The sequence below is a fragment of the Enterobacter cloacae complex sp. P1B genome (assembly GCF_014982345.1).
Lineage (GTDB): Bacteria > Pseudomonadota > Gammaproteobacteria > Enterobacterales > Enterobacteriaceae > Enterobacter > Enterobacter bugandensis.
The window spans coordinates 19,682-41,558 of record NZ_JADCLF010000006.1 but is presented as its reverse complement, the minus strand read 5'-3'; the positions used below and the strand labels follow the sequence as shown (position 1 = coordinate 41,558).

Annotated in this window: 21 protein-coding genes; 13 read left to right on the top strand and 8 right to left on the bottom strand. The window is 61.5% G+C overall.

Annotated elements, in window-relative coordinates; all coding sequences use genetic code 11:
- Positions 1 to 2 precede the first annotated feature (2 nt).
- From flhA to hypA, 6 genes are all read right to left on the bottom strand, one after another.
- Positions 3 to 2,075 (bottom strand): formate hydrogenlyase transcriptional activator FlhA, encoded by a 2,073-nt coding sequence (flhA, locus tag INF77_RS04875; RefSeq protein WP_193532037.1) that lies wholly within the window; start codon positions 2,073 to 2,075, stop codon positions 3 to 5.
- A 63-nt stretch (positions 2,076 to 2,138) separates the two neighbouring features.
- Positions 2,139 to 3,149, bottom strand: coding sequence for a hydrogenase expression/formation protein HypE (gene hypE / locus INF77_RS04870; RefSeq protein WP_193532036.1), 1,011 nt, complete (start codon positions 3,147 to 3,149; stop codon positions 2,139 to 2,141).
- Positions 3,146 to 4,267 carry a hydrogenase formation protein HypD gene (gene hypD / locus INF77_RS04865; protein ID WP_100170789.1) on the bottom strand — a complete coding sequence of 374 codons (1,122 nt, stop codon included), beginning with the start codon at positions 4,265 to 4,267 and terminating at the stop codon, positions 3,146 to 3,148. The genes hypE and hypD overlap by 4 nt, the downstream gene beginning before the upstream one ends.
- A 3-nt stretch (positions 4,268 to 4,270) precedes the next feature.
- Positions 4,271 to 4,543, bottom strand: coding sequence for a HypC/HybG/HupF family hydrogenase formation chaperone (locus tag INF77_RS04860; protein ID WP_100170788.1), 273 nt, complete (start codon positions 4,541 to 4,543; stop codon positions 4,271 to 4,273).
- A complete protein-coding gene (hypB, locus tag INF77_RS04855; RefSeq protein ID WP_100170787.1) occupies positions 4,534 to 5,397 on the bottom strand; it encodes a hydrogenase nickel incorporation protein HypB in 864 nt (287 codons plus the stop codon). The genes INF77_RS04860 and hypB overlap by 10 nt, the downstream gene beginning before the upstream one ends.
- Positions 5,398 to 5,400: 3 nt before the next feature.
- On the bottom strand, positions 5,401 to 5,751 hold the full coding sequence (hypA, locus tag INF77_RS04850) for a hydrogenase maturation nickel metallochaperone HypA (RefSeq protein ID WP_063155082.1): 351 nt from the start codon (positions 5,749 to 5,751) through the stop codon (positions 5,401 to 5,403).
- Between the two features lie 211 nt (positions 5,752 to 5,962).
- Between hypA and hycA the strand changes: the two genes are divergently transcribed.
- From hycA to hycI, 9 genes are all read left to right on the top strand, one after another.
- Complete coding sequence (hycA, locus tag INF77_RS04845; protein WP_041908468.1) at positions 5,963 to 6,427, top strand: formate hydrogenlyase regulator HycA; 465 nt, start codon at positions 5,963 to 5,965, stop codon at positions 6,425 to 6,427.
- Positions 6,428 to 6,500: 73 nt separating this feature from the next.
- On the top strand, positions 6,501 to 7,109 hold the full coding sequence (locus INF77_RS04840) for a 4Fe-4S dicluster domain-containing protein (RefSeq protein WP_028014215.1): 609 nt from the start codon (positions 6,501 to 6,503) through the stop codon (positions 7,107 to 7,109).
- Positions 7,106 to 8,920, top strand: coding sequence for a formate hydrogenlyase subunit 3 (gene hycC, locus INF77_RS04835; RefSeq protein ID WP_193532035.1), 1,815 nt, complete (start codon positions 7,106 to 7,108; stop codon positions 8,918 to 8,920). The genes INF77_RS04840 and hycC overlap by 4 nt, the downstream gene beginning before the upstream one ends.
- Before the next feature lies 1 nt (position 8,921).
- Positions 8,922 to 9,845, top strand: coding sequence for a respiratory chain complex I subunit 1 family protein (locus INF77_RS04830; RefSeq protein ID WP_047367499.1), 924 nt, complete (start codon positions 8,922 to 8,924; stop codon positions 9,843 to 9,845).
- Positions 9,846 to 9,860: 15 nt separating this feature from the next.
- On the top strand, positions 9,861 to 11,570 hold the full coding sequence (gene hycE, locus INF77_RS04825; protein WP_063451860.1) for a formate hydrogenlyase subunit HycE: 1,710 nt from the start codon (positions 9,861 to 9,863) through the stop codon (positions 11,568 to 11,570).
- Positions 11,571 to 11,579: 9 nt separating this feature from the next.
- Complete coding sequence (locus INF77_RS04820; protein ID WP_063437560.1) at positions 11,580 to 12,122, top strand: formate hydrogenlyase complex iron-sulfur subunit; 543 nt, start codon at positions 11,580 to 11,582, stop codon at positions 12,120 to 12,122.
- Complete coding sequence (locus INF77_RS04815; RefSeq protein WP_028014210.1) at positions 12,122 to 12,889, top strand: NADH-quinone oxidoreductase subunit B family protein; 768 nt, start codon at positions 12,122 to 12,124, stop codon at positions 12,887 to 12,889. Before INF77_RS04820 ends, INF77_RS04815 begins: the two co-directional genes overlap by 1 nt.
- Positions 12,886 to 13,296 (top strand): formate hydrogenlyase maturation HycH family protein, encoded by a 411-nt coding sequence (locus INF77_RS04810; RefSeq protein WP_028014209.1) that lies wholly within the window; start codon positions 12,886 to 12,888, stop codon positions 13,294 to 13,296. The genes INF77_RS04815 and INF77_RS04810 overlap by 4 nt, the downstream gene beginning before the upstream one ends.
- Positions 13,289 to 13,744 carry a hydrogenase maturation peptidase HycI gene (gene hycI / locus INF77_RS04805; protein ID WP_193532034.1) on the top strand — a complete coding sequence of 152 codons (456 nt, stop codon included), beginning with the start codon at positions 13,289 to 13,291 and terminating at the stop codon, positions 13,742 to 13,744. Before INF77_RS04810 ends, hycI begins: the two co-directional genes overlap by 8 nt.
- Before the next feature lie 79 nt (positions 13,745 to 13,823).
- Here hycI and INF77_RS04800 read toward each other — a convergent pair whose 3' ends face one another.
- On the bottom strand, positions 13,824 to 15,248 hold the full coding sequence (locus INF77_RS04800; RefSeq protein WP_193532033.1) for a 6-phospho-beta-glucosidase: 1,425 nt from the start codon (positions 15,246 to 15,248) through the stop codon (positions 13,824 to 13,826).
- A gap of 18 nt (positions 15,249 to 15,266) precedes the next feature.
- A complete protein-coding gene (gene ascF / locus INF77_RS04795; protein WP_193532032.1) occupies positions 15,267 to 16,718 on the bottom strand; it encodes a PTS cellobiose/arbutin/salicin transporter subunit IIBC in 1,452 nt (483 codons plus the stop codon).
- Positions 16,719 to 16,931: 213 nt separating this feature from the next.
- Here ascF and INF77_RS04790 point away from each other — a divergent pair, with 213 nt between their 5' ends.
- From INF77_RS04790 to INF77_RS04775, 4 genes are all read left to right on the top strand, one after another.
- Positions 16,932 to 17,945: a LacI family DNA-binding transcriptional regulator gene (locus INF77_RS04790; RefSeq protein ID WP_193532031.1), complete on the top strand. Its 1,014-nt coding sequence runs from the start codon at positions 16,932 to 16,934 to the stop codon at positions 17,943 to 17,945.
- Between the two features lie 133 nt (positions 17,946 to 18,078).
- Entirely contained in the window at positions 18,079 to 18,624 is a 546-nt protein-coding gene (gene hydN / locus INF77_RS04785; RefSeq protein WP_008499565.1) for an electron transport protein HydN, read from the top strand.
- A 6-nt stretch (positions 18,625 to 18,630) separates the two neighbouring features.
- Positions 18,631 to 20,847, top strand: a complete 2,217-nt coding sequence (gene hypF / locus INF77_RS04780; protein ID WP_193532030.1) for a carbamoyltransferase HypF — start codon at positions 18,631 to 18,633, stop codon at positions 20,845 to 20,847.
- A gap of 1 nt (position 20,848) precedes the next feature.
- Positions 20,849 to 21,871: a HoxN/HupN/NixA family nickel/cobalt transporter gene (locus tag INF77_RS04775; protein WP_193532029.1), complete on the top strand. Its 1,023-nt coding sequence runs from the start codon at positions 20,849 to 20,851 to the stop codon at positions 21,869 to 21,871.
- Positions 21,872 to 21,877: the final 6 nt, after the last annotated feature.

Here is a 21,877-nt window from a genome sequence, read left to right as displayed (position 1 = left end):
GGTTAAAGCAGGCTCTCTTTATCGATTCCCAGACGCTTCATGCGAGAGAGCAGGGTAGTGCGTTTCAGCCCCAGCCGCTGAGCTGCGCCCTTCGGTCCGGCTACCACGCCGTTGGTCTCTTTCAGTACGCGCAATATCAGCTGATATTCATCTTCGCCTTCCTGCGCGACTTCTGCCGAAAGCGTGGGGGCTTCCTGAAGGGAGACTTCAGGCAAAGAGAGCTGAAGGACGTTCCCGCGCGTCAGCAGTACCGCGCGTTCAATGACGTTTTCAAGCTCGCGCACGTTGCCGGGCCACTCCATCGACGAGAGGGTACGTAGCGTTTCGGCAGGAATACTGTCGATATTCCTCCCCATCCGGCGGGCAATCTTCGCGGTAAAGGCCTTCACCAGCAGCGGAATATCTTCCGGGCGCTCGCGCAGCGGCGGCAGGCAGATCGGAAAGACGTTCAGGCGATAGTAGAGATCGCTGCGAAACTCGCGGTCAGCGACCATCTTTTTCAGGTCGCGGTTGGTGGCGGCAATCAGCCGCACGTCGGTCTGGATAAGCTTGTTGCTGCCGAGGCGCTCAAACTCCTGCTCCTGCAAAACGCGCAGCAGCTTGGGCTGCAGCTCCAGCGGCATATCGCCCACTTCGTCGAGGAACAAGGAGCTTTTATCCGCCAGTTCGAAACGGCCCAGCCGCTGGCTGCTGGCCCCGGTAAACGCGCCGCGCTCGTGGCCGAAGAGGTCGCTTTCCAGCAGACCCGCGGGCATCGCCGCGCAGTTCATCTTCACCATCCGCCGGCTGTTGCGGTTGCTCAGGTTATGAATGGCGCGCGCTATCAGCTCTTTACCGGTGCCGGTTTCACCGAGGATCAGCACCGTGCTGTCGCTCTGGGCCACCATCTCCACCTGCTTAAGCACGCTGTACATGGCATCGCTGCGCCCGATGATTTCGCCAAACTCGCTGTCCACGTTGTTGAGCTGTTCGGTCAGGGCCAGGTTTTCGTCCACCAGCCGCTCTTTCAGGCGGTGGATCTCCTGATAGGCGAGGGCGTTATCCAGCGCGATGGAAATACGCTCGGCGATCTGGCGCAGCAGCTTCAGGTTGGCGGTGGTAAACACGGCTTCATCGCACTGCGCCAGTTTGAGCACCCCAAGCATGGTGCTGCCGGACATCAGCGGCAGCAGGCACAGGGTCTGAATTTTGTTGCCCCAGGTGTTAAACAGCATCCGCTCGTACGGCGCCACCGGGTCCTGCTCGCTGAGATTCAGCAGCAGGATCTCTTTGCTTTTAAATACCCGCTCAGAAAGGGTGCCCGCTTCGTCCACCTCGCTCTGCTCGTGCGCTGGGTTGGCCTCATCAAGATAGTGGGTGGAGTAGATGTTCAGCTTGCCTTTGCGGTTCCCGCGTAGCGCGATGCTGATGGCGTCGATCCTGAAATAGTGGTGGATCTCCTTGGCGACTTCGCTGACCAGCTCGTCCATGTCGAGTCTTGAGAGTACGGCGTTGGTGATGGCGACCAGAATGCGGAAGTTATCGCGCTCGCGGCTCAGCAGGTCGTAATCCACGTTATTGGTGACGCGGCTTTGGATCTGCTCCGCGACGACGGCCACAATCTGGGCAAAGGTGTGCAGCCGCTCGTACTCCGCCTCGCTCCAGGGCTGGTCGGTATTGCGGATAAACTCGCAGCCGCCAAAAATATGGCCCTCCGCCGCCAGCGGCAGCATGCCGTAATGACCGAAAGGCTGATAGAGATTGCTCTCTGCCAGCCGCGGCCATGCCATCCGAAACTCTTCAAAATTGCAGTGCAGCACTTCAGGCCGGGAGAGAATGCGGCGCACCGGGCCGTGCGCGAGGTACGTTTCGTCTTCGTATTGAAACGTTTTGCCATTCTCGCGCGTGGAATAGTAGCTCGCGCGGTGCGTTCCGCTATGCCAGAGCACAATCGCCGCGCTGTCCGCCAGCGCTGATTGCCTGACCAGCCGTGTCAGGGCATCGCTCAGCGCGCCGAGATCGGGCTGTTGTAAAAGTGTGCGCGTGATGTCAAACAGGCCCTGCTGTCCAAGATCGCTCATCGGTGTATACGGCATTATTGCTTTCCAATAGAAACTGGCAAAAAAGAGACTTCACTGCTGACCGCTTATGGCGCGGTTCTAGCAAATTCGGGGTAACGGCTCAGCGTGCGGCAGATCCAGCGTGCGCTTCACGCCGTAAAGCCCGGCCAGGCGCACCCCTTTGCGCTCAACCACGTCGCCAATGATGGCCGCGTCTTTCCCTAAGGGATGCGCTCTCAGCTGTTCAAGTACGGCTTCCGCCGCCGAACGTTCCACGCCGATCGCCAGCTTGCCCTCGTTGGCAAAGTTTAGCGGGTCAAGCCCTAAAAGCTCACACAGCCCCCGCACGGCAGGCTTAACGGGCAGGTCGCGCTCGCTCAGTTCAATCCCGCACCCGCTGCTTGCGGCGAACTCGTGGACAACGGCATTCACCCCGCCCCGGGTGGCGTCGCGCAGGGCTTTGACGCCCGGCATGTCGCGCAGCGTCTGGATAAGCGGGGTGAGCACCGCGCAGTCGCTGCGAAGCTCGCCGTCCAGCCCCAGGCCTTCGCGCAGGTTCAGGATGGTTGCCCCGTGGCAGCCCAGCGTTCCGCTGACAATCAGCACGTCGCCCACCGAAAGCCGCTGCGCGCCCCAGTGAATGTCGGCAGGGATCGCCCCCATGCCGGCGGTGTTGATGAAGAGCTTATCGGCCGCGCCGCGCTGGACCACTTTGGTATCCCCGGTGACGATAGCAATCCCCGCCTCGCGGGCGGTGTGCGCCATGCTGTTGACCACTGCCGCAAGCGTCTCCATCGGTAATCCTTCTTCGAGGATAAATCCGCACGAGAGGTAGCGCGGAATGGCGCCGCTGACGGCCACGTCGTTGGCCGTACCGCAGACGGCGAGCTTGCCAATATCGCCGCCCGGGAAGAATAGCGGGTCAATCACGTAGCTGTCGGTGGAGAACGCCAGCCGGTCGCCGTGTGCGGTGAGGGTTGAGAGCGCGATGCGCGCCTGATCCTCCTGCTCGGCGAGCCAGGGGTTATTAAAGGCCTCCATGAACAGCCGGTTAATCAGCTGCTGCATCGCCTGTCCACCGCTTCCGTGCGCCATTTCCACCGTGTTCATGCTTCACACTCCTGGTTGCGATACTGATACCACGCGGCGCATGCCCCTTCAGAGGAGACCATCAGCGCGCCAAACGCGGTTTGCGGGTTACAGGTGTTGCCAAATAGCGGGCAGTGATGAGGTTTGCATTTGCCGGTAAGCACCTCGCCGCAGCGGGACCGGGGATCGTCGCACACCTGCTGCGGCTGAGGGCGGAAGTGCGCTTCGGCATCAAATTCGCGATAGGCAGGCGTCAGTCGCACGCCGGATTCCGCAATCAGCCCCAGCCCGCGCCACTCGCTGTCGCCCTCAACGCTAAACACGTCGGCTATCGCCTGCTGTGCCCGTTCATTTCCCGCATCGGGCACCACGCGGCGGTACTGGTTTTCGACCGCGCTCAGGGACGCTATTTTCTGCTCAACCAGCATGGCTACGCCTTGCAGTAGATCAAGCGGTTCGAAACCAGCTACCACTAACGGACGATTGTACTGCTCAGCGATAAAACCGTAGGCGTCTGTGCCAATTACCATGCTGACGTGGCCCGGCGCCAGAAACGCATCGATGCCGTTGTCCGGCTCTTCGAGCAGGCTGCGCAGCGTGGGAATGAGCGTAATATGCTGGCAGAAAAAGAAAAAGTTAGTGACGTTGCGCGCTTTCGCCTGCTGCAGCGTGATGGCCGTAGCGGGCATGGTGGTTTCAAAACCCAGCCCGAAAAAGACGACCTTGCGCTCAGGGTTAGCCTCTGCCAGCGTCAGGGCATCCATCGGCGAGTAAACGATCCGCACGTCCGCGCCGCGTGCCTTCGCCTGCAGCAGCGAGCCGTTTTTCCCCGGCACGCGCATCGCGTCGCCAAAGGTGCAGAAAATGACGTTGGACTGGCCGGCAATTTCGATGCAGCTGTCGATACGCCCCATCGGCAAAACGCACACCGGGCAGCCGGGGCCGTGAATAAACTCGATGTTCTCCGGCAGCAGCTGGTCGAGGCCAAACTTGAAGATGGCGTGCGTGTGCCCGCCGCACACCTCCATGATCCGCAGCGGCCTTTCGTTCGTGTAGTCCAGCAGAGCCGCGCGCGTTTTCAGATGTCCGATAAGCTGCATCACCTGTTCTGGCGCGCGGTATTCATCAACGTAACGCATAGGCTAGCGCTCCTCGCCGTACAGGAGCGCGCCCACGTCCGGCTCCACGTCAAACATGTTTTGCAGCGCGTCCAGCGTGTCGCGGGCTTCCGCTTCGTTAATCACGCTCATCGCAAACCCCACGTGGACCAGCACCCACTGGCCGAGGCGCGACGCGCCCGTCTCATCCGTGCAGCCCACCAGCGTCAGGTCGACGTCGCGCAGGATGCCGCAAACCTCCACTTTGGCCTGATTGCCGTCGAGGGAATGGATTTGTCCCGGTACGCCTATGCACATCGTTCGCTCTCCAGCCAGTCCAGCCAGGCGGCCATGCCGTCGCCGCGCGTGGCGGAAACCAGCAGGATGTGAATGTCCGGGTTCACCTCGCGGGCACAGGCAAGGCACTTATCCACGTCGAAGTTCAGGTACGGCAGCAGATCGACTTTGTTCAGCAGCATGAGGGAGGCGGCGGCGAACATGTGCGGGTACTTCAGCGGCTTGTCCTCCCCTTCGGTCACGGAAAGCACCGCCACTTTATGCCGTTCGCCGAGGTCGAAGCTTGCCGGGCATACCAGGTTGCCGACGTTTTCGATAAACAGGATGCCGTTATCCGCCAGCGGCAGGCGAGGGGCGGCGTCGGCAATCATCTGCGCATCCAGGTGGCAGCCCTTGCCGGTGTTAACCTGAATGGCGGGCGTCCCGGTTTCGCGGATGCGCGCCGCGTCGTTAACGGTTTGCTGATCGCCTTCGATAACCGCGCAGGAGACGCGTTCGTTCAGGCGCTTGAGCGTTTCGGTCAGCAGCGTGGTTTTGCCGGAGCCGGGGCTGGAGACCAGGTTCAGCACCAGCAGTTGACGCGCGGCAAAGCGGGCACGGTTGCGGGCGGCGATCTGGTTATTTTTGTCCAGCACGTCGATCTCCACCTCCAGCATCTGGCGCTGGCTTATGCCCGGCGCGTGGGTGCCCGCTTCGCCGTGGCCGTAATGCAGATCGCCCGCGTCGGAACGCTGCGGCGCAAAGGTGATGCCGGTCAGGGCCGCCGCAGGACGCGGGGCAGGGGAAAAGGGCGCGGAGCGAAACGCGGAGTGGGGACGGTGTTCATCCCCTTCTATATACAGGTTGCCTTCGGCGCAACCGCAGGTGCTACACATACATTACTCCTTCTCAATTTCGAGGCGTTGGATCTGCATACCGTCATCCGCCACGATGCGAAGATCCGTGCTCTGACACTGCGGGCAGCGCTGAACCTTTGATGAGAGCAGGGTGACGTACTGCTGGCACTGCTCACACCAGCACTCCGCCTGCTGCTCGTCGATATGCAGCGCGCAGCCTTCCGCCAGCGTGCCGCGGCACACCAGCTCAAAACAAAAGTTCAGGGCGCTGGTCTCGACGCAGGAAAACGCCCCGACCTTCAGCCAGACGCCGGTGACGCGCTTCGCATGGTTTTGCACTGCCTGCTGTTCGATAAGTTCCAGAGCCCGCTGGCAGAGGGTGATTTCGTGCATGACGCCTCCTCAATGATTTGCGCCAGTAAATGCAATAACGGTGCCAGCTTGATTTGCGTTACGGCGTGACGATGTCAGCGCTGTCGAAATGACACGTCGACACGGCGGCGTTGACAGTGTCTTTTTTGATAAAAATCATTCAAATCAACAAATTAAAAACTGGCACGGAATCTGCTTAACAGCCGCTATCTCCATTAACCGGATACCTTCTATGACTATTTGGGAAATTAGCGAAAAAGCGGATTACATCGCGCAGCGCCACCAGCAGCTTCAGGATCAGTGGCACCTCTACTGTAACTCTCTGGTTCAGGGGATCACCCTGTCAAAAGCCCGACTGCATCATGCGATGAGCTGTGCGGCGCAGGGGGATATGCGCTTTGTCCTGTTCGGTCATTTCACGGTCTTTGTGACCCTGGCAGACAGCTTTAACAGCCACACCATCGAGTACTACGTTGAGAATAAAGAGGGTGAAAAACAACGTATTGCGCAGGCGCAGCTGATGGCCGACGGCATGGTCGACGGCTACGTCAGCAACCGCGATCGCCAGCAGGTGCTTGAGCACTATCTGGAGAAAATCGCGCCGGTTTACAACGGTCTCTACGCTGCGGTTGAGCACGACTTGCCGGTCGACCTCAAACAGCTCGTCGTGGGAAAGGCCCCCGCAAATCTTGCCTGATAACCGAATGTCGAAAAGTGTCGATGAGACAGTTTTTCGTCGTCAAAAATGACCATCACCAGAGGATTGCCCGGTGAACCGTTTTGTAATTGCTGACTCGACGGTCTGTATTGGCTGTCGGACCTGTGAGGCGGCGTGTTCGGAAACGCACCGCCTGCACGGGCTGCAGTCCATGCCGCGCCTGCGCGTCATGCGTAATGAGAAAGAGTCTGCCCCGCAGCTCTGCCACCACTGTGAAGATGCCCCTTGCGCGGGCGTCTGTCCCGTCAATGCCATCACCCGCGTCGATGGCGCGGTCCAGCTGAACGAAAGCCTGTGCGTGAGCTGCAAGCTGTGCGGCATCGCCTGCCCGTTCGGTGCCATTGAATTCTCCGGCAGCCGCCCGCTGCATATCCCGGCGAACGCCAATACCCCGAAAGCGCCGCCTGCGCCACCGGCTCCGGCACGCGTGAGCACGCTGCTGGACTGGGTGCCCGGCATCCGCGCTATTGCGGTGAAGTGCGACCTGTGCAGCTTTGACGAACAGGGCCCGGCCTGCGTGCGGACCTGCCCGACCAAAGCGCTGATCCTGGTTAACATCCGCGATATCGCCCGCACCAGCAGGCGCAAGCGCGAGCTGACCATTAATACCGACGTCGGCGATCTTTCGCTTCTGCAGGCGCTTAACGAGGGGGCGAAATGAACGCGATATTTATGATTAACAGCGCCGTGGCGTACTTTGCCGCCGCCGCCGTGCTGGCGCTGGTGTTCTCTTTCCATAAAACCCTGAGCGGCTGGATAGCCGGTATCGGCGGGGCAGTCGGCAGCCTGATGACGCTGGCGGCGGGCGGTGTCGTCCTGCTCGGCGGACAATCTGTGGAAACACTCATGCCGCTGATTCGCCATACCGTGGCGATTACACCGCTGAACGCCATCTGGCTGGTGACCTTTGGCCTGTGCGGGCTGTTTATCAGCCTGTTCAATATCGATTGGCACCGCCATCAGCAGACCAAAGCCAACGGCCTGCTGGTCAATCTGCTGATGGCCGCCGCGGTTTGCACGGTTATCGCCAGCAACCTTGGCGCGCTGGTGGTGATGGCGGAGATCATGGCGCTGTGTGGCGTGTTCCTGACCGGCTGCAGCGCCTCCGGCAAGCTGTGGTTTGCGCTCGGACGCCTCGGCACGCTGCTGCTGGCGCTGGCCTGCTGGCTGGTGTGGCAGCGTTTCGGCACCCTGGACTTTGCCGCGCTTAACGGCCAGCCGCTGGGGAACGACGTCTGGCTGCTGGGCGCAGTCGGCTTTGGCCTGCTGGCCGGGATTATCCCGCTGCACGGTTGGGTCCCGCAGGCGCACGCGAATGCCTCTGCGCCCGCCGCCGCGCTGTTTTCGACGGTGGTAATGAAGGTCGGTCTGTTCGGTATCCTGACGATTACCCTGACGGGCGGTCAGCCGCCGCTGTGGTGGGGGGTAGCGCTGCTGATTGCGGGGATGATCACCGCCTTTGTCGGCGGCCTGTACGCCCTGATGGAGCACAACATCCAGCGTCTGCTGGCCTATCACACCCTGGAAAACATCGGCATCATCCTGCTCGGCATGGGCGCGGGCGTCACCGGGCTGGCGCTCAACCAGCCGGCGCTGATTGCCGCCGGGTTTATCGGCGGTCTGTATCACCTCGTCAACCATAGCCTGTTCAAAAGTACCCTGTTCCTCGGCGCGGGCAGCGTCTGGTTCCGCACCGGGCACCGCGATATCGAAAAGCTCGGTGGGATTGGCAAAAAGATGCCGATGATTTCACTCGCCATGCTGGTGGGGCTGATGGCGATGGCCGCGCTGCCGCCGCTGAACGGCTTTGCCGGGGAGTGGGTGATCTATCAGTCCTTCTTCGCGCTCGGCCAGAGCGACGCGTTTATCGCGCGGCTGCTCGGCCCGCTGCTGGCGGTGGGCCTGGCGATTACCGGGGCGCTGGCGGTGATGTGCATGGCGAAGGTCTACGGCGTCACCTTCCTCGGCGCGCCGCGTACCCGTGAAGCGGAAAACGCCTGCTGCGCCCCGGTACTGATGGCCACCAGCGTGGTCGCGCTGGCGCTGTGCTGCATTGCGGGCGGGGTTGCCGCGCCGTGGCTGCTGCCGCTGCTGGGCCACGCCGTTCCGCTGCCGCTGGCGACGGCGCATACCGTTGTCTCCCAGCCGATGATGGCGCTGCTGCTGATCGCCGGGCCGCTCCTGCCGTTCGTGCTAATGCTGTTCTTCAGACGCGACCGTCTCGCCTCCCGCTCTCGCGGCGCGGCGTGGGCCTGCGGTTATGAACACGAGCCGTCAATGGTTATCACCGCCCACGGATTTGCCATGCCGGTGAAGGAGAACTTCGCCGCCGTGCTGAAGCTGCGCCAGTGGCTTAACCCGCAGGGCTGGGTGCCGGGCTGGCAGAGTGCTGCCGTGCCCGTGCTGTTCCGCCGACTGGCGCTGATCGAGCTGGCGGTGCTGGTGGTGATTGTGATTTCACGAGGAGCCTGACATGAGTCTGTTACTGGCAATTCTTCAGGCGCTGGTGCTGTTCGCCGCCGCGCCGCTGCTGTCGGGCATCACGCGCGTGGCGCGTGCCCGAATGCACAACCGTCGCGGGCCCGGCGTGCTCCAGGAGTACCGCGATCTCATCAAGCTGCTCTCTCGCCAGAGCGTCGCGCCGGATGCTGCGGGCTGGGTGTTCCGCCTGACGCCGTTCGTGATGGTCGGCGTGATGCTCACCATCGCCACCGCGCTGCCGGTGGTCACGGTAGGCTCGCCGCTGCCGGTGCTCGGCGATCTGATTACGCTCATCTACCTCTTCGCCATCGCGCGCTTCTTCTTTGCGATTGCGGGCCTGGACACCGGCAGCCCGTTTACCGGCATCGGCGCCAGCCGCGAGGCGATGCTCGGGGTACTGGTTGAGCCAATCCTGCTGCTGGGGCTGTGGGTGGCCGCGCAGGTTGCAGGTTCGACCCACATCAGTTTTATCACCGACACCGTTTACCACTGGCCGGTGGCCCGCTCCATCCCGCTCGTGCTGGCACTCTGCGCCTGCGCGTTCGCCACGTTTATTGAGATGGGCAAGCTGCCGTTCGATCTCGCGGAAGCGGAGCAGGAGCTGCAGGAAGGGCCGCTTACCGAGTACAGCGGCTACGGCTTCGCGGTGCTGAAGTGGGGCATCAGCCTTAAGCAATTGGTGGTGTTGCAGATGTTTGTTGGCGTTTTCTTCCCGTGGGGGCAGATGACGCACTTCTCTGCAGGCGGCCTGCTGCTGGCCGTGGTGGTGGCCGCCCTCAAGCTGCTGGTCGGCGTGCTGGTCATCGCCCTGTTTGAAAACAGCATGGCACGCCTGCGTTTTGCGGCAACCTCGCGCATCACCTGGGCCGGTTTTGGTTTTGCATTTTTAGCGTTCGTCTCCTTGCTGGTGGCGTGATTAAAGAGAGTGTTTATGTCTGAAGAAAAGAAAGGTCAGCAGTATCTCGCCGCGTTGCATCAGGCTTTCCCCGGCGTGGTGCTGGAGGAGTCCTGGCAAACCAAAGATCAGATCACCATTACCGTGAAGGTGAACTACCTGCCGGAAGTGGTGGAGTTTCTTTACTACCGGCAGGGCGGCTGGCTGTCGGTGCTGTTCGGTAACGACGAGCGCCAGCTGTGCGGTAACTACGCGGTGTACTACGTGATGTCGATGGAGCAGGGCGAGAAGTGCTGGCTCACCGTGCGCGTCGAAGTCGACCCGAATAAGCCGGAATACCCGTCCGTGACGCCGCGCGTTCCTGCCGCCGTCTGGGGTGAGCGCGAGGTGCGCGACATGTACGGCCTGGTGCCGGTCGGCCTGCCGGACGAGCGTCGTCTGGTGCTGCCGGACGACTGGCCGGATGAACTCTATCCGCTGCGCAAGGACAGCATGGATTACCGCCAGCGTCCGGCCCCGACCACCGACAGCGAAACCTACGAGTTCATCAACGAGCTGGGCAGCAAGAAGAACAACGTGGTGCCGATCGGCCCGCTGCACGTCACCTCCGACGAACCGGGCCACTTCCGCCTGTTCGTCGACGGCGAAAATATCATCGACGCCGACTACCGTCTGTTCTACGTCCACCGCGGCATGGAGAAGCTGGCGGAAACCCGCATGGGCTACAACGAGGTCACGTTCCTCTCAGACCGCGTGTGCGGCATCTGCGGCTTCGCCCACAGTACCGCCTACACCACCTCGGTGGAGAACGGCATGGGGATCGTGGTGCCGGAGCGCGCGCAGATGATCCGCGCCATTCTGCTGGAGGTGGAGCGCCTGCACTCACACCTGCTGAACCTCGGCCTGGCCTGCCACTTCGTCGGCTTTGACTCCGGGTTTATGCAGTTCTTCCGCGTGCGCGAAGCGTCGATGAAGATGGCGGAGATCCTCACCGGGGCGCGTAAAACCTACGGCCTGAACCTGATCGGCGGGATCCGCCGCGACCTGCTGAAAGACGACATGATCAAGACCCGCCAGCTGGCGCAGCAGATGCGCCGGGACGTGCAGGAGCTGGTGGACATGCTGCTCAGCACGCCAAACATCGAGCAGCGCACCGTCGGGATTGGTCGCCTCGATCCGGAAATTGCCCGCGACTTCAGCAATGTCGGCCCGATGGTGCGCGCCAGCGGCCACGCCCGCGACACCCGCGCCGATCACCCGTTCGTCGGCTACGGCCTGCTGCCGATGACCGTGCACAGCGAACAGGGCTGCGACGTTATTTCTCGCCTCAAGGTGCGTATCAACGAGGTCTACACCGCCCTGAACATGATTGACTTCGGCCTGGACAACCTGCCGGGCGGTCCGCTGATGGTGGAGGGCTTCACCTACATTCCAAACCGCTTTGCCCTCGGCTTTGCCGAAGCGCCGCGAGGGGATGATATCCACTGGAGCATGACCGGCGACAATCAGAAGCTCTACCGCTGGCGCTGTCGCGCGGCGACCTACGCCAACTGGCCTACCCTGCGCTATATGCTGCGCGGTAACACGGTCTCTGACGCGCCGCTGATCATCGGCAGCCTCGATCCGTGCTACTCCTGCACTGACCGCATGACGGTGGTGGACGTGCGCAAGAAGAAAAGCCAGGTAGTGCCGTACAAAGAGCTTGAGCGCTACAGCATCGAGCGCAAGAACTCGCCGCTGAAATAAGGACACGCCATGTTTACCTTTATCAAAAAAGTAATCAAAACCGGCGCGCAGACCAGCAGCTATCCGCTGGAGCCGATCCCGGTGGATAAAAACTTTCGCGGCAAGCCGGAGCACAACCCGCAGCAGTGCATCGGCTGCGCGGCCTGCGTCAACGCCTGCCCGTCGAACGCCTTAACGGTGGAAACGGATCTTAAAACCGGCGAGCTGGCCTGGCAGTTTAACCTCGGGCGCTGCATCTTCTGCGGCCGCTGCGAGGAGGTCTGCCCGACGGTCGCCATTCGACTTTCCCAGGAGTACGAACTGGCGGTGTGGAAAAAAGAGGATTTTCTCCAGCAGTCGCGCTTCGCGCTGTGCAATTGCCGCGTCTGCAAGCGTCCGTTCGCCGTGCAAAAAGAGATCGACTACGCCATCGCGCTGCTGCAGCACAACGGCGACGTCCGCGCGGAGCATCACCGCGAAAGTTTCGAAACCTGCCCGGAGTGCAAACGTCAGAAGTGCCTGCTGCCGTCCGACCGCATTGATATTACCCGCCATATGAGAGAGGCCAGCTGATGGAAAACTTACTCGGCCCGCGCGACGATAACGGCATTCCGGTGCCGCTGACGGTGGAGGAGTCCATCGCCAGCATGAAGGCGTCGCTACTGAAAAAAATCAAACGCTCGGCCTACGTCTACCGCGTGGACTGCGGCGGCTGCAACGGCTGTGAGATCGAGATCTTCGCCACCCTGTCGCCGCTGTTTGACGCCGAGCGCTTCGGCATCAAAGTGGTACCGTCCCCGCGTCATGCGGACATTCTGCTGTTTACCGGGGCGGTGACCCGCGCCATGCGATCGCCCGCGCTGCGCGCCTGGCAGTCCGCGCCGGATCCGAAAATCTGTATCTCCTACGGCGCCTGCGGCAACAGCGGCGGCATCTTCCACGATCTTTACTGCGTCTGGGGCGGCACCGACAAAATCGTGCCGGTGGATGTCTATATTCCGGGCTGCCCGCCGACGCCTGCCGCCACGCTGTACGGCTTTGCGATGGCGCTCGGCCTGCTGGAGCAGAAGATCCACGCCCGCGCACCTGGCGAGATCGACAACCAGCCCGCGGCCATTCTGCATCCGGACATGGTGCAGCCGCTGCGCGTGAAGGTGGACCGCACGGCGCGCAGGCTGGCGGGCTATCGCTACGGGCGTCAGATTGCCGACGATTACCTGCGCCTGCTGAGCCAGGGCGACCATCAGGTGGCGCGCTGGCTGGAAGCGGAAAACGATCCGCGTCTCAATGAGATCGTGGCAAACCTGAACAGCATTGTGGATGAGGCGCGTATCCGATGAGTGAAACGGTGGTGTTCAGCCAGCTGAGCCGTAAGTTTATTGATGAGAACGATGCCACGCCGGATGCGGCGCAGCAGGTGGTCTATTACAGCCTGGCGATTGGGCACCACCTCGGGGTGATCGACTGTCTGGAGGCGGCGCTAACCTGCCCGTGGACGGAATACCTGGCGTGGATCGCCACGCTGGAGGAGGGCAGCACCGCGCGGCGCAAGATGGAGGGCGTGCCGAAGTATGGCGAGATCGTCATCGACGCCAACCATATCACGATGCTCGCTAACGCCTTTGACGCGGCGCTCGGCAGGCAAACCCCGGCGCAGCAGGCGTGGAGCAAAACGCTGCTCGGCATGCTGCATGATATTCATCAGGAGAGCGCCATCTACCTGATGGTGAGGAGATTACGTGACTGACGTTTTACTGTGTGTCGGCAACAGCATGATGGGCGACGACGGCGCGGGCCCGCTGCTGGCGGAGATGTGCGCCGCAAAACCGCAGGGCGACTGGGTGGTGATTGACGGCGGCAGCGCGCCGGAAAACGATGTGGTCGCCATTCGCGAGCTGCACCCGGAAAGGCTGCTAATCGTCGATGCCACCGATATGGGGCTGAACCCGGGCGAAATCCGCCTGATTGATCCGGACGACATCGCCGAGATGTTTATGATGACCACCCACAATATGCCGCTGAACTACCTGGTCGATCAGATTAAAGACGACGTGGACGAGGTGCTGTTTTTGGGGATCCAGCCGGACATTGTCGGGTTTTATTACCCGATGACGCCGCCGGTGAAAGATGCGGTGGAAGAGGTTTATTCGCGGCTGGCGGGGTGGGTTGGGGATGGAGGGTTTTCTCCGCTCTGAGCAGTGCCGGGTGGCGGCTACGCCTTACCCGGCCTACAAAACCGTAGGCCTGGTAAGCGCAGCGCCACCGGGCAACAGGCTACTCCAGATCTGCCCCGTTACTCGCAATCACCTTCTTATACCACCAGAACGACTTCTTGCGCTTGCGGTCCAGCGTGCCGTTCCCGGCATCATCGCGGTCAACGTACACAAACCCGTAGCGCTTGCTCATCTCCCCCGTTGAGGCCGACACCAGGTCGATGCAGCCCCAGGTGGTGTAGCCCATCAGCGGCACGCCGTCCTCAATCGCATCGCCCATCGCGCGGATATGCTCGCGCAGGTAGCTGATGCGGTAGTCGTCGTTGATCTCGCCATTTTCATAAATGACGTCCTTCGCGCCAAGGCCGTTTTCCACCAGGAACAGCGGCTTCTGGTAGCGGTCGTACATCATGTTCATGGTGATACGCAGGCCGAGCGGATCGATGCCCCAGCCCCACTCGCTTACCTGAATATGCGGGTTACGCAGGGACTTCACGATGTTTGCCGCGCTGGTGTTGCCCGCGTTCATGTCCGCCGACGCGCAGCGCGAGGCGTAATAGCTGAACGAGACAAAGTCGACGGTATTTTTCAGCAGTTCGTCATCGCCTGGGTCTTTCACAATCACGACGCCTTTCTCGCGGAACACGCGGGCGGAGTAGGCCGGATAGCTGCCGCGCGCCTGCACGTCGATAAAGAACAGGTTCTCGCGGTCTTTCTCCAGCGCCATCCACACGTCTTCCGGTTTGCAGGAGTACGGGTAGAAATTTCCGCCCGCCAGCATGCAGCCGACCTGGTTTTCCGGGTTCACCTCGTGAGCGATTTTGGTCGCCAGCGCGCTCGCCACCAGCTCGTGGTGCGCGGCCTGGTATTTCACCTGATCCTCGTTTTCACCTTCCTCAAACACCAGCCCCGCGCCGGAGAACGGGCTGTGCAGCATGATGTTGATTTCGTTGAAGGTCAGCCAGTATTTCACCAGCCCGTTAAATTCCTCGAAGCAGGTGCGGGCGTAGCGGGCGAAGAAATCGACCATCTTACGGTTGCGCCAGGAGCCGTACTCCGTCACCAGGTGCATCGGCACGTCGAAGTGGCAGAGCGTTACTAGCGGCTCAATGTTGTACTTTTTACACTCTTCAAACACCGCCCGGTAGAAGGCGATGCCCTCTTTATTCGGCAGCGGCTCGTCGCCGTTCGGGTAGAGGCGGCTCCAGGCAATCGAGGTGCGGAACACCGTAAAGCCCATCTCCGCCATCAGGGCGATGTCCTCTTTATAGCGATGGTAAAAATCAATCGCTTCATGGCTCGGGTAAAACTCATCGTCACGCAGCGAAAAACGCTTTTCCTTACCCAGCTTCACCGCCAGGCGGTTCGCGCCGTGGGGGATCATATCGACCGTCGTCAGTCCTTTGCCGCCTTCACGGTAAGCACCTTCACTCTGGTTGGCGGCAAGCGCGCCGCCCCATAAAAATCCTTGTGGAAAAACAGACATTCTTACCTCGCTTTCAATTTATGCTTTTGCTGCGTTGTTCTGTACCGGTGCGGTCTGCAGGGCGCGCGCTTTTTCAGCCTCGTCTTCGACCGGGATATCCTCAAACCCTAACAGCAGGGTCAGAACAAATGACAGCACCACGGCCAGCCCCATTACGCCAAACACCCAGACGATGGTCATCGGGTTGGCCGGGTCGAAGAACTGCACGCTGGTAAACAGCCCTGGCGCCGCCATCGAGTGGCTGGCAAGGCCTGCCATACCCGCCACCGCGCCGCAGATAAAGCCGCTGATCAGGCTCGCAATCAGCGGACGCTTCAGGCGTACCGCTACGCCGTACAGGGCCGGTTCAGAGATCCCCGCCATGATGGCGGAGGCCGCCGCGGCCAGCGCCGTCTGGCGCAGTTCCGGGTTTTTCGTTTTCCACGCCACCGCCAGCGACGAGCCGCCGAGCGACAGGTTGGCGCCGATTTCTGACGGCATCACCATTCCTTCTTTGCCCGTTTCGGCAATGGTCTGAATGATGGTCGGCGTAAACACGCGGTGCATCCCGGTCATCACCAGCAGCGGCCATAGCGCGCCCATGATGGCGACGGAGAGCCAGCCCAGGTAGCCGTGAATGGTGTAAACCAGCGCGGAGATGGCGCTACCGATCCAGATCCCCAGCGGGCCAATCAGCACGATGGCGAGCGGGGCGGCAATCAGCACGATCAGCATCGGCTTGAGGAAGTTTTTGGTCACCGCCGGGGTGATGCGATCCACCCAGCTTTCGATATACGACAGGCACCAGGTCATCACCAGCGCCGGGATGACGGTATAGGTGTATTTCACCGCCGTCACCGGAATAAAGGCGAACTCAACGTGCTCCCCCTGCGCGGCTTTCGCCATCAGCTCAATAAAGCTCGGGTGCACCAGCACGCCCGCGATGGCAATCGCCAGCGACATGTTGGTTTTAAACTTCACCGCCGCCGAGGCCGCCACCATCAGCGGCAGGAAGAAGAACGCCCCGTCGCCAATGACCGTCAAAATGGTGAGCGTCGGCGCGCCTTTTTCCAGCACGCCAGTCATTTCGAGGATCATCGCCAGCAGCTTGACCATCGAGCCTCCGATGATCGCCGGGATCAGCGGCGACATGGTGCCGATCAGCGCGTCGAGGATCCCGGCGCCAATGCGGCGTAACGTCAGCTTCTGCGGGCCTTCCGGTACCACGGGCTGCAGGTCAACGGGCAGCAGGCTCACTACTTCGCGGTACGCCTGTGAAACCGTGTTGCCAATAATCACCTGGCACTGGTTGTCGTTACGCACCACGCCAAGCACGCCGCTGATGCTTTTCAGGCGCGCAACGTCGGTAAGATTTTCGTCTTTCAGAACGAAACGCAGGCGCGTCATGCAGTGGGTGACGGCGACGATGTTCTCTTTGCCGCCCAGCGCGCTGATAACGTTGTTTGCCAGCGCAGCGTAGTTTTTGGCCATCGGATCTGTTCCTGTTATCGTTGTGTGAAATGTAGGAAACCGGTTCCACATAATCATCATGAGTTTCTTTTGTTGAAACAAGACCGTTTTTTGGACATTTTTTCTTTTCGTGATGAAGATCGCAGTGGGGTATAGAAAGCGTGACGTCGTCGCTGCGACAATTTTTTCGCGGTGCAGTACACTGCCCGCATGAGTTTCGGATGGAAGAACAATATGACCACGATGCTGGAAGTGGCGAAGCGGGCAGGCGTGTCGAAAGCGACGGTTTCCCGGGTGTTGTCGGGCAACGGCTACGTTAGCCAGGAGACCAAAGACCGGGTTTTTCAGGCCATTGAAGAGAGCGGCTATCGCCCGAACTTGCTGGCGCGAAACCTGGCGACCAAACGCACCCAGACGCTTGGGCTGGTAGTGACCAACACCCTGTATCACGGCGTCTACTTTAGCGAGCTGCTGTTTAACGCCGCGCGGATGACGGAAGAAAAAGGGCGGCAGCTGATCCTCGCCGACGGCAAGCACAGCGCCGAAGAAGAGCGCGAGGCGATCCAGTATCTGCTGGATATGCGCTGCGATGCGGTAATTATCTACCCGCGTTTCCTGAGCGTGGAAGAGCTGGACGAGCTCGTCGAGAAATGCGAGCAGCCGATTATGGTGCTTAACCGCCGCCTGCGGAAAAACAGCAGCCACAGCGTCTGGTCCGATCATAAAGCCTCGTGTCAGGACGCGGTGTCGCAGCTGATTGCGAAAGGGCACCGGGAGATTGCCTTTATCACCGGCTCGCTGGATTCCCCCACCGGGGTTGAGCGTCTTTCCGGTTACAGGGATGCGCTGGCGCAGCACGGTATTGCAGCGCGTGACGCGCTTATCGCCGAAGGGAAGTGGAACCCGGCCAGCGGCGCGGCGGCGGTCACTCAACTCCTCTCCCGCGGCGAACCGTTTACCGCGCTGGTGGCGAGCAACGACGATATGGCGATCGGCGCCATCAAGCAGCTGCACGACAGCGGCGTCGACACCCCGGACGCGGTGTCCGTCATCGGCTTTGACGACGTGGCGATTGCGCCCTACATCGTGCCGTCGCTCTCCAGCGTGCGTATTCCGGTGACGGCGATGATCCAGGAGATCGTCAGTCGCCTGATTTTCATGCTCGACGGCGGAGAGTTCAAATATCAGCAAACCTTTTCTGGCGAGCTTGTCCTGCGCGACTCCGTTACCGATGGCCCGCACCGCTGACGTCGACATCTGTCATCGTCACTAATGACGATGACAGAAACGCTGCGTTTTTATTATTCTTAAAAATCAGTACGTTAAATATTGGCACGGTTTATGAATAGCTTCGCGCATAACAGTTATGCCGGAGAAGCAGATGAACCGTTTTATTATGGCCGATGCCAGCAAGTGCATTGGTTGCCGTACCTGTGAAGTGGCGTGCGTGGTTTCCCATCAGGCGGAGCAGGATTGCGCCTCTCTCACTCCCGATACCTTCCTGCCGCGCATTCACGTCATTAAAGGTGTGAATATTTCCACCGCCGCCATCTGTCGCCAGTGCGAAGATGCGCCGTGCGCGAACGTCTGCCCGAACGGGGCGATTAAGCGCGAGAAGGGCTTTGTGCACGTGATGCAGGAGCGCTGCATCGGCTGCAAAACCTGCGTGGTGGCCTGTCCGTATGGCGCGATGGAGGTGGTTGTCCGTCCGGTGGTGCGCAACAGCGGCATGGGGCTGAGCGTGCGGGCAGAGAAAGCCGAAGCCAATAAATGCGATCTTTGCTATCACCGCGAAGCCGGCCCGGCCTGTATGGAGGCCTGCCCGACGCATGCGCTGGTCTGCGTGGATCGTGACAAGCTTGAGCAGATGAGCGCAGAAAAACGCCGTCGCGCGGCGTTCGACACCTCGTCATCGCTGCTGTTTTAAGCTGCGATGAGCGTTAACGGCATCCAGCTTCGGGTGCGCGGCAAAGTGCAGGGCGTGGGGTTTCGGCCCTTCGTCTGGCAGCTGGCGCACCGGCTGAAGCTTGTGGGCGATGTCTGCAACGACGGAGAGGGTGTCCTGGTGCGTCTCGCGGGTAATGGGGGGGACTTTACCGCGAGGCTGCATCAGGACTGCCCACCGCTGGCGCGCATCGATCGCGTTGAAACGCAGCCGTTCACCTGGGCGGACATGCCTGAGGACTTTACCATCCGCCACAGCGATCGCGGGGCGATGGATACGCAAATCGTGCCGGATGCCGCCACCTGCCCGGCGTGTCTGGCTGAAATGCGCGATCCCCGCGAGCGCCGCTATCGTTACCCGTTTATCAACTGCACCCACTGCGGGCCGCGGTTTACCATTATCCGCGCCATGCCGTACGACCGTCCGGCCACGTCGATGGCCGCATTCCCGCTCTGCGCGCCGTGCGAAACTGACTACCGCAACCCGGCCGACCGCCGCTTCCACGCCCAGCCGGTGGCCTGCCCGGACTGCGGGCCGCAGCTGGAATGGCGAGCCGGAGACACTATTGCCACTCGCGAATCGGCCTTAAACGCGGCGGTGAAGAGGCTGAAAAACGGCGGGATCGTGGCGGTTAAAGGGCTGGGGGGATTTCATCTGGTCTGCGACGCGCTTAACCCGCAGGCAGTGGCGACGCTGCGGGCACGCAAGCAGCGCCCGACGAAGCCGCTGGCGGTGATGCTGCCGGATGCGGACGATCTGCCGGAGACGATACAGACGCTGTTACGCTCGCCCGCGGCACCGATCGTGCTGACGCCGAAAGCTTCGCTTCCCGCGTTTCCTGAGGAAATTGCCCCAGGGCTCGACTGCGTTGGCGTGATGCTGCCCGCGAACCCGCTCCAGCATCTTTTGCTGATGGACTGCCGGCGCCCGCTGGTGATGACCTCCGGCAACCTCAGTGGCAGGCCGCCTGCCGTCACCAACGCGCAGGCGCTGGAGGAACTCGGCGGCATCGCGGACGGCTTCCTGCTGCACAACCGCGACATCCTGCAGCGCATGGATGATTCGGTGATGGATCGGGATGGCGCTATCCTGCGTCGCGCCCGGGGTTTTGTGCCCGATGCCGTCACGTTGCCCGTGGGTTTTGAGAATATCCCCGCCATGCTGTGCACCGGTGCAGAGATGAAAAACACCTTCTGCCTGGTGCGAGGCAACCAGGCGGTGGTGAGCCAGCACTTTGGCGATCTGAGCGACGAGGGCGTAGAGGCGCAGTGGCGCAGCGCGCTCTCGACGATGCAGGACATCTACGCTTTCCAGCCTGATAAGCTGGTGTGCGATGCCCATCCGGGGTATCGCGCGCGCCGGTGGGCGCAGGAGCAGGCGCTGCCCGTCGAAACCGTGCTGCATCATCACGCTCACGCGGCGGCGTGCCTGGCGGAGAACGGCTGGCCGCTCGGCAGCGGAGACGCTATCGCTCTGACGCTGGACGGGATCGGCAAGGGCGAGAACGGCGCGCTGTGGGGCGGAGAGTGCCTGCGGGTGAACTATCTCGACTGCGAACGGCTCGGCGGCCTGCCTGCCGTGGCGCTGCCGGGCGGCGATCTGGCGGCAAAGCAGCCGTGGCGTAATCTGCTCGCCCACTGCCTGGCGTTTGTCCCGGACTGGCAACGCTACCCGGAAACGCGAGCGGTTCAGCGCCACAGCTGGCCGCTGCTGGCAACGGCGATCCAGCGTGGCATCAACGCGCCGCAGGCGTCGTCCTGCGGTCGTTTGTTTGACGCGGTCGCCTGCGCGCTGGGCATCGACGCGCAGCGCTATGAAGGCGAGGCAGCGTGCAGGCTGGAGGCGCTGGCATCTCAGTGCGCGGGCGTTGACCATCCGGTGATTCTGGAAGCGAATAACCTTGCGCTGTTCTGGCAGCAGTGGCTGAACTGGCAGGCGGAGCCCTGCGAGCGCGCGTGGGCGTTTCACGACGCGCTGGCAAAAGGGCTGGCTCAGCTCGCCGCGCGCCATGCCCGACGCTTATCGATTTCGACAATCTGCTTCAGCGGCGGCGTGTTGCACAACCGCCTGCTGCGCGCGCGCCTGCGTCATTATCTTTCTGACTTTACGCTTCTTTTTCCTTCGCGCCTGCCCGCAGGTGACGGAGCGATCTCCTTCGGGCAGGCGGTGGTTGCCGCTGCCCGGTCATGTTCAAAAAGGATTTAAAATGTTACGACTGTTACGCAACGAACCTCGCGCCGCGCTTCTGCTGCTGGCTCTGGTAATGGCAAACCTGCTGGCCTGGGGATGGGCATGGCACTCTTTTAGCGGCAGCACGGCGCTGATGGCCGCCAGCCTGCTGGCGTGGTGCTACGGGCTGCGCCATGCGGTGGATGCCGACCACATCGCGGCCATTGATACCGTGACGCGTAAGATGATGCAGCAGGGCAAACGCCCGTGCGGGGTGGGGGCGTGGTTCTCGCTGGGGCACTCCACCATCGTGGTGCTGGCCTCCATTGCCATCGCCGCCACCGCCACGGCGTTTCAGAAAAACATGGAATGGTTCCACGAAACCGGCAGCCTGATTGGCACTGCGGTATCCGCCACCTTCCTGCTGGCGATGGCGCTGGTGAATATGGTGATCCTGCGCGGCGTCTGGCGCAGTTTCCAGGCGCTGAAAAAGGGCCAGACGATGCAGGGTGACGTCACGCTGCCTGCCCAGGGGGGCGTTATGAACTGGCTGTTCGGTAAAACCTTCCGCCTCGTCAATAAAAGCTGGCAGATGTATCTGGTGGGCTTTCTGTTTGGCCTCGGGTTTGACACTGCCACGGAAATCGGCGTGCTGGGGATCTCTGCCGCCAGCGCCTCCAGCGGGATGTCCGTGTGGTCAATCATGATCTTCCCGGCGCTCTTCGCCAGCGGCATGGCGCTGGTGGATACGCTCGATAACCTGCTGATGGTCGGTGCCTACGGCTGGGCGTTTGATAAACCGCAGCGCAAGCTCTACTACAACATGACCATCACCGGCACCTCCGTGGTGGTTGCGCTGTTTATCGGCGGGCTGGAAGCGCTGGGCCTGCTGATGGATAAATTTGCCCTCAGCGGCGGCGTCTGGGATCTGATCGGCGCGGTAAATGACAACCTGGGCAACGCTGGATTTGTGGTTGTCGGGCTGTTCGTTGCCTGCTGGCTCATCTCCATGGCCAACTATCGCTGGCGCGGCTACGACGCGCTGGTGGTGCGTTCCTGAACTCCC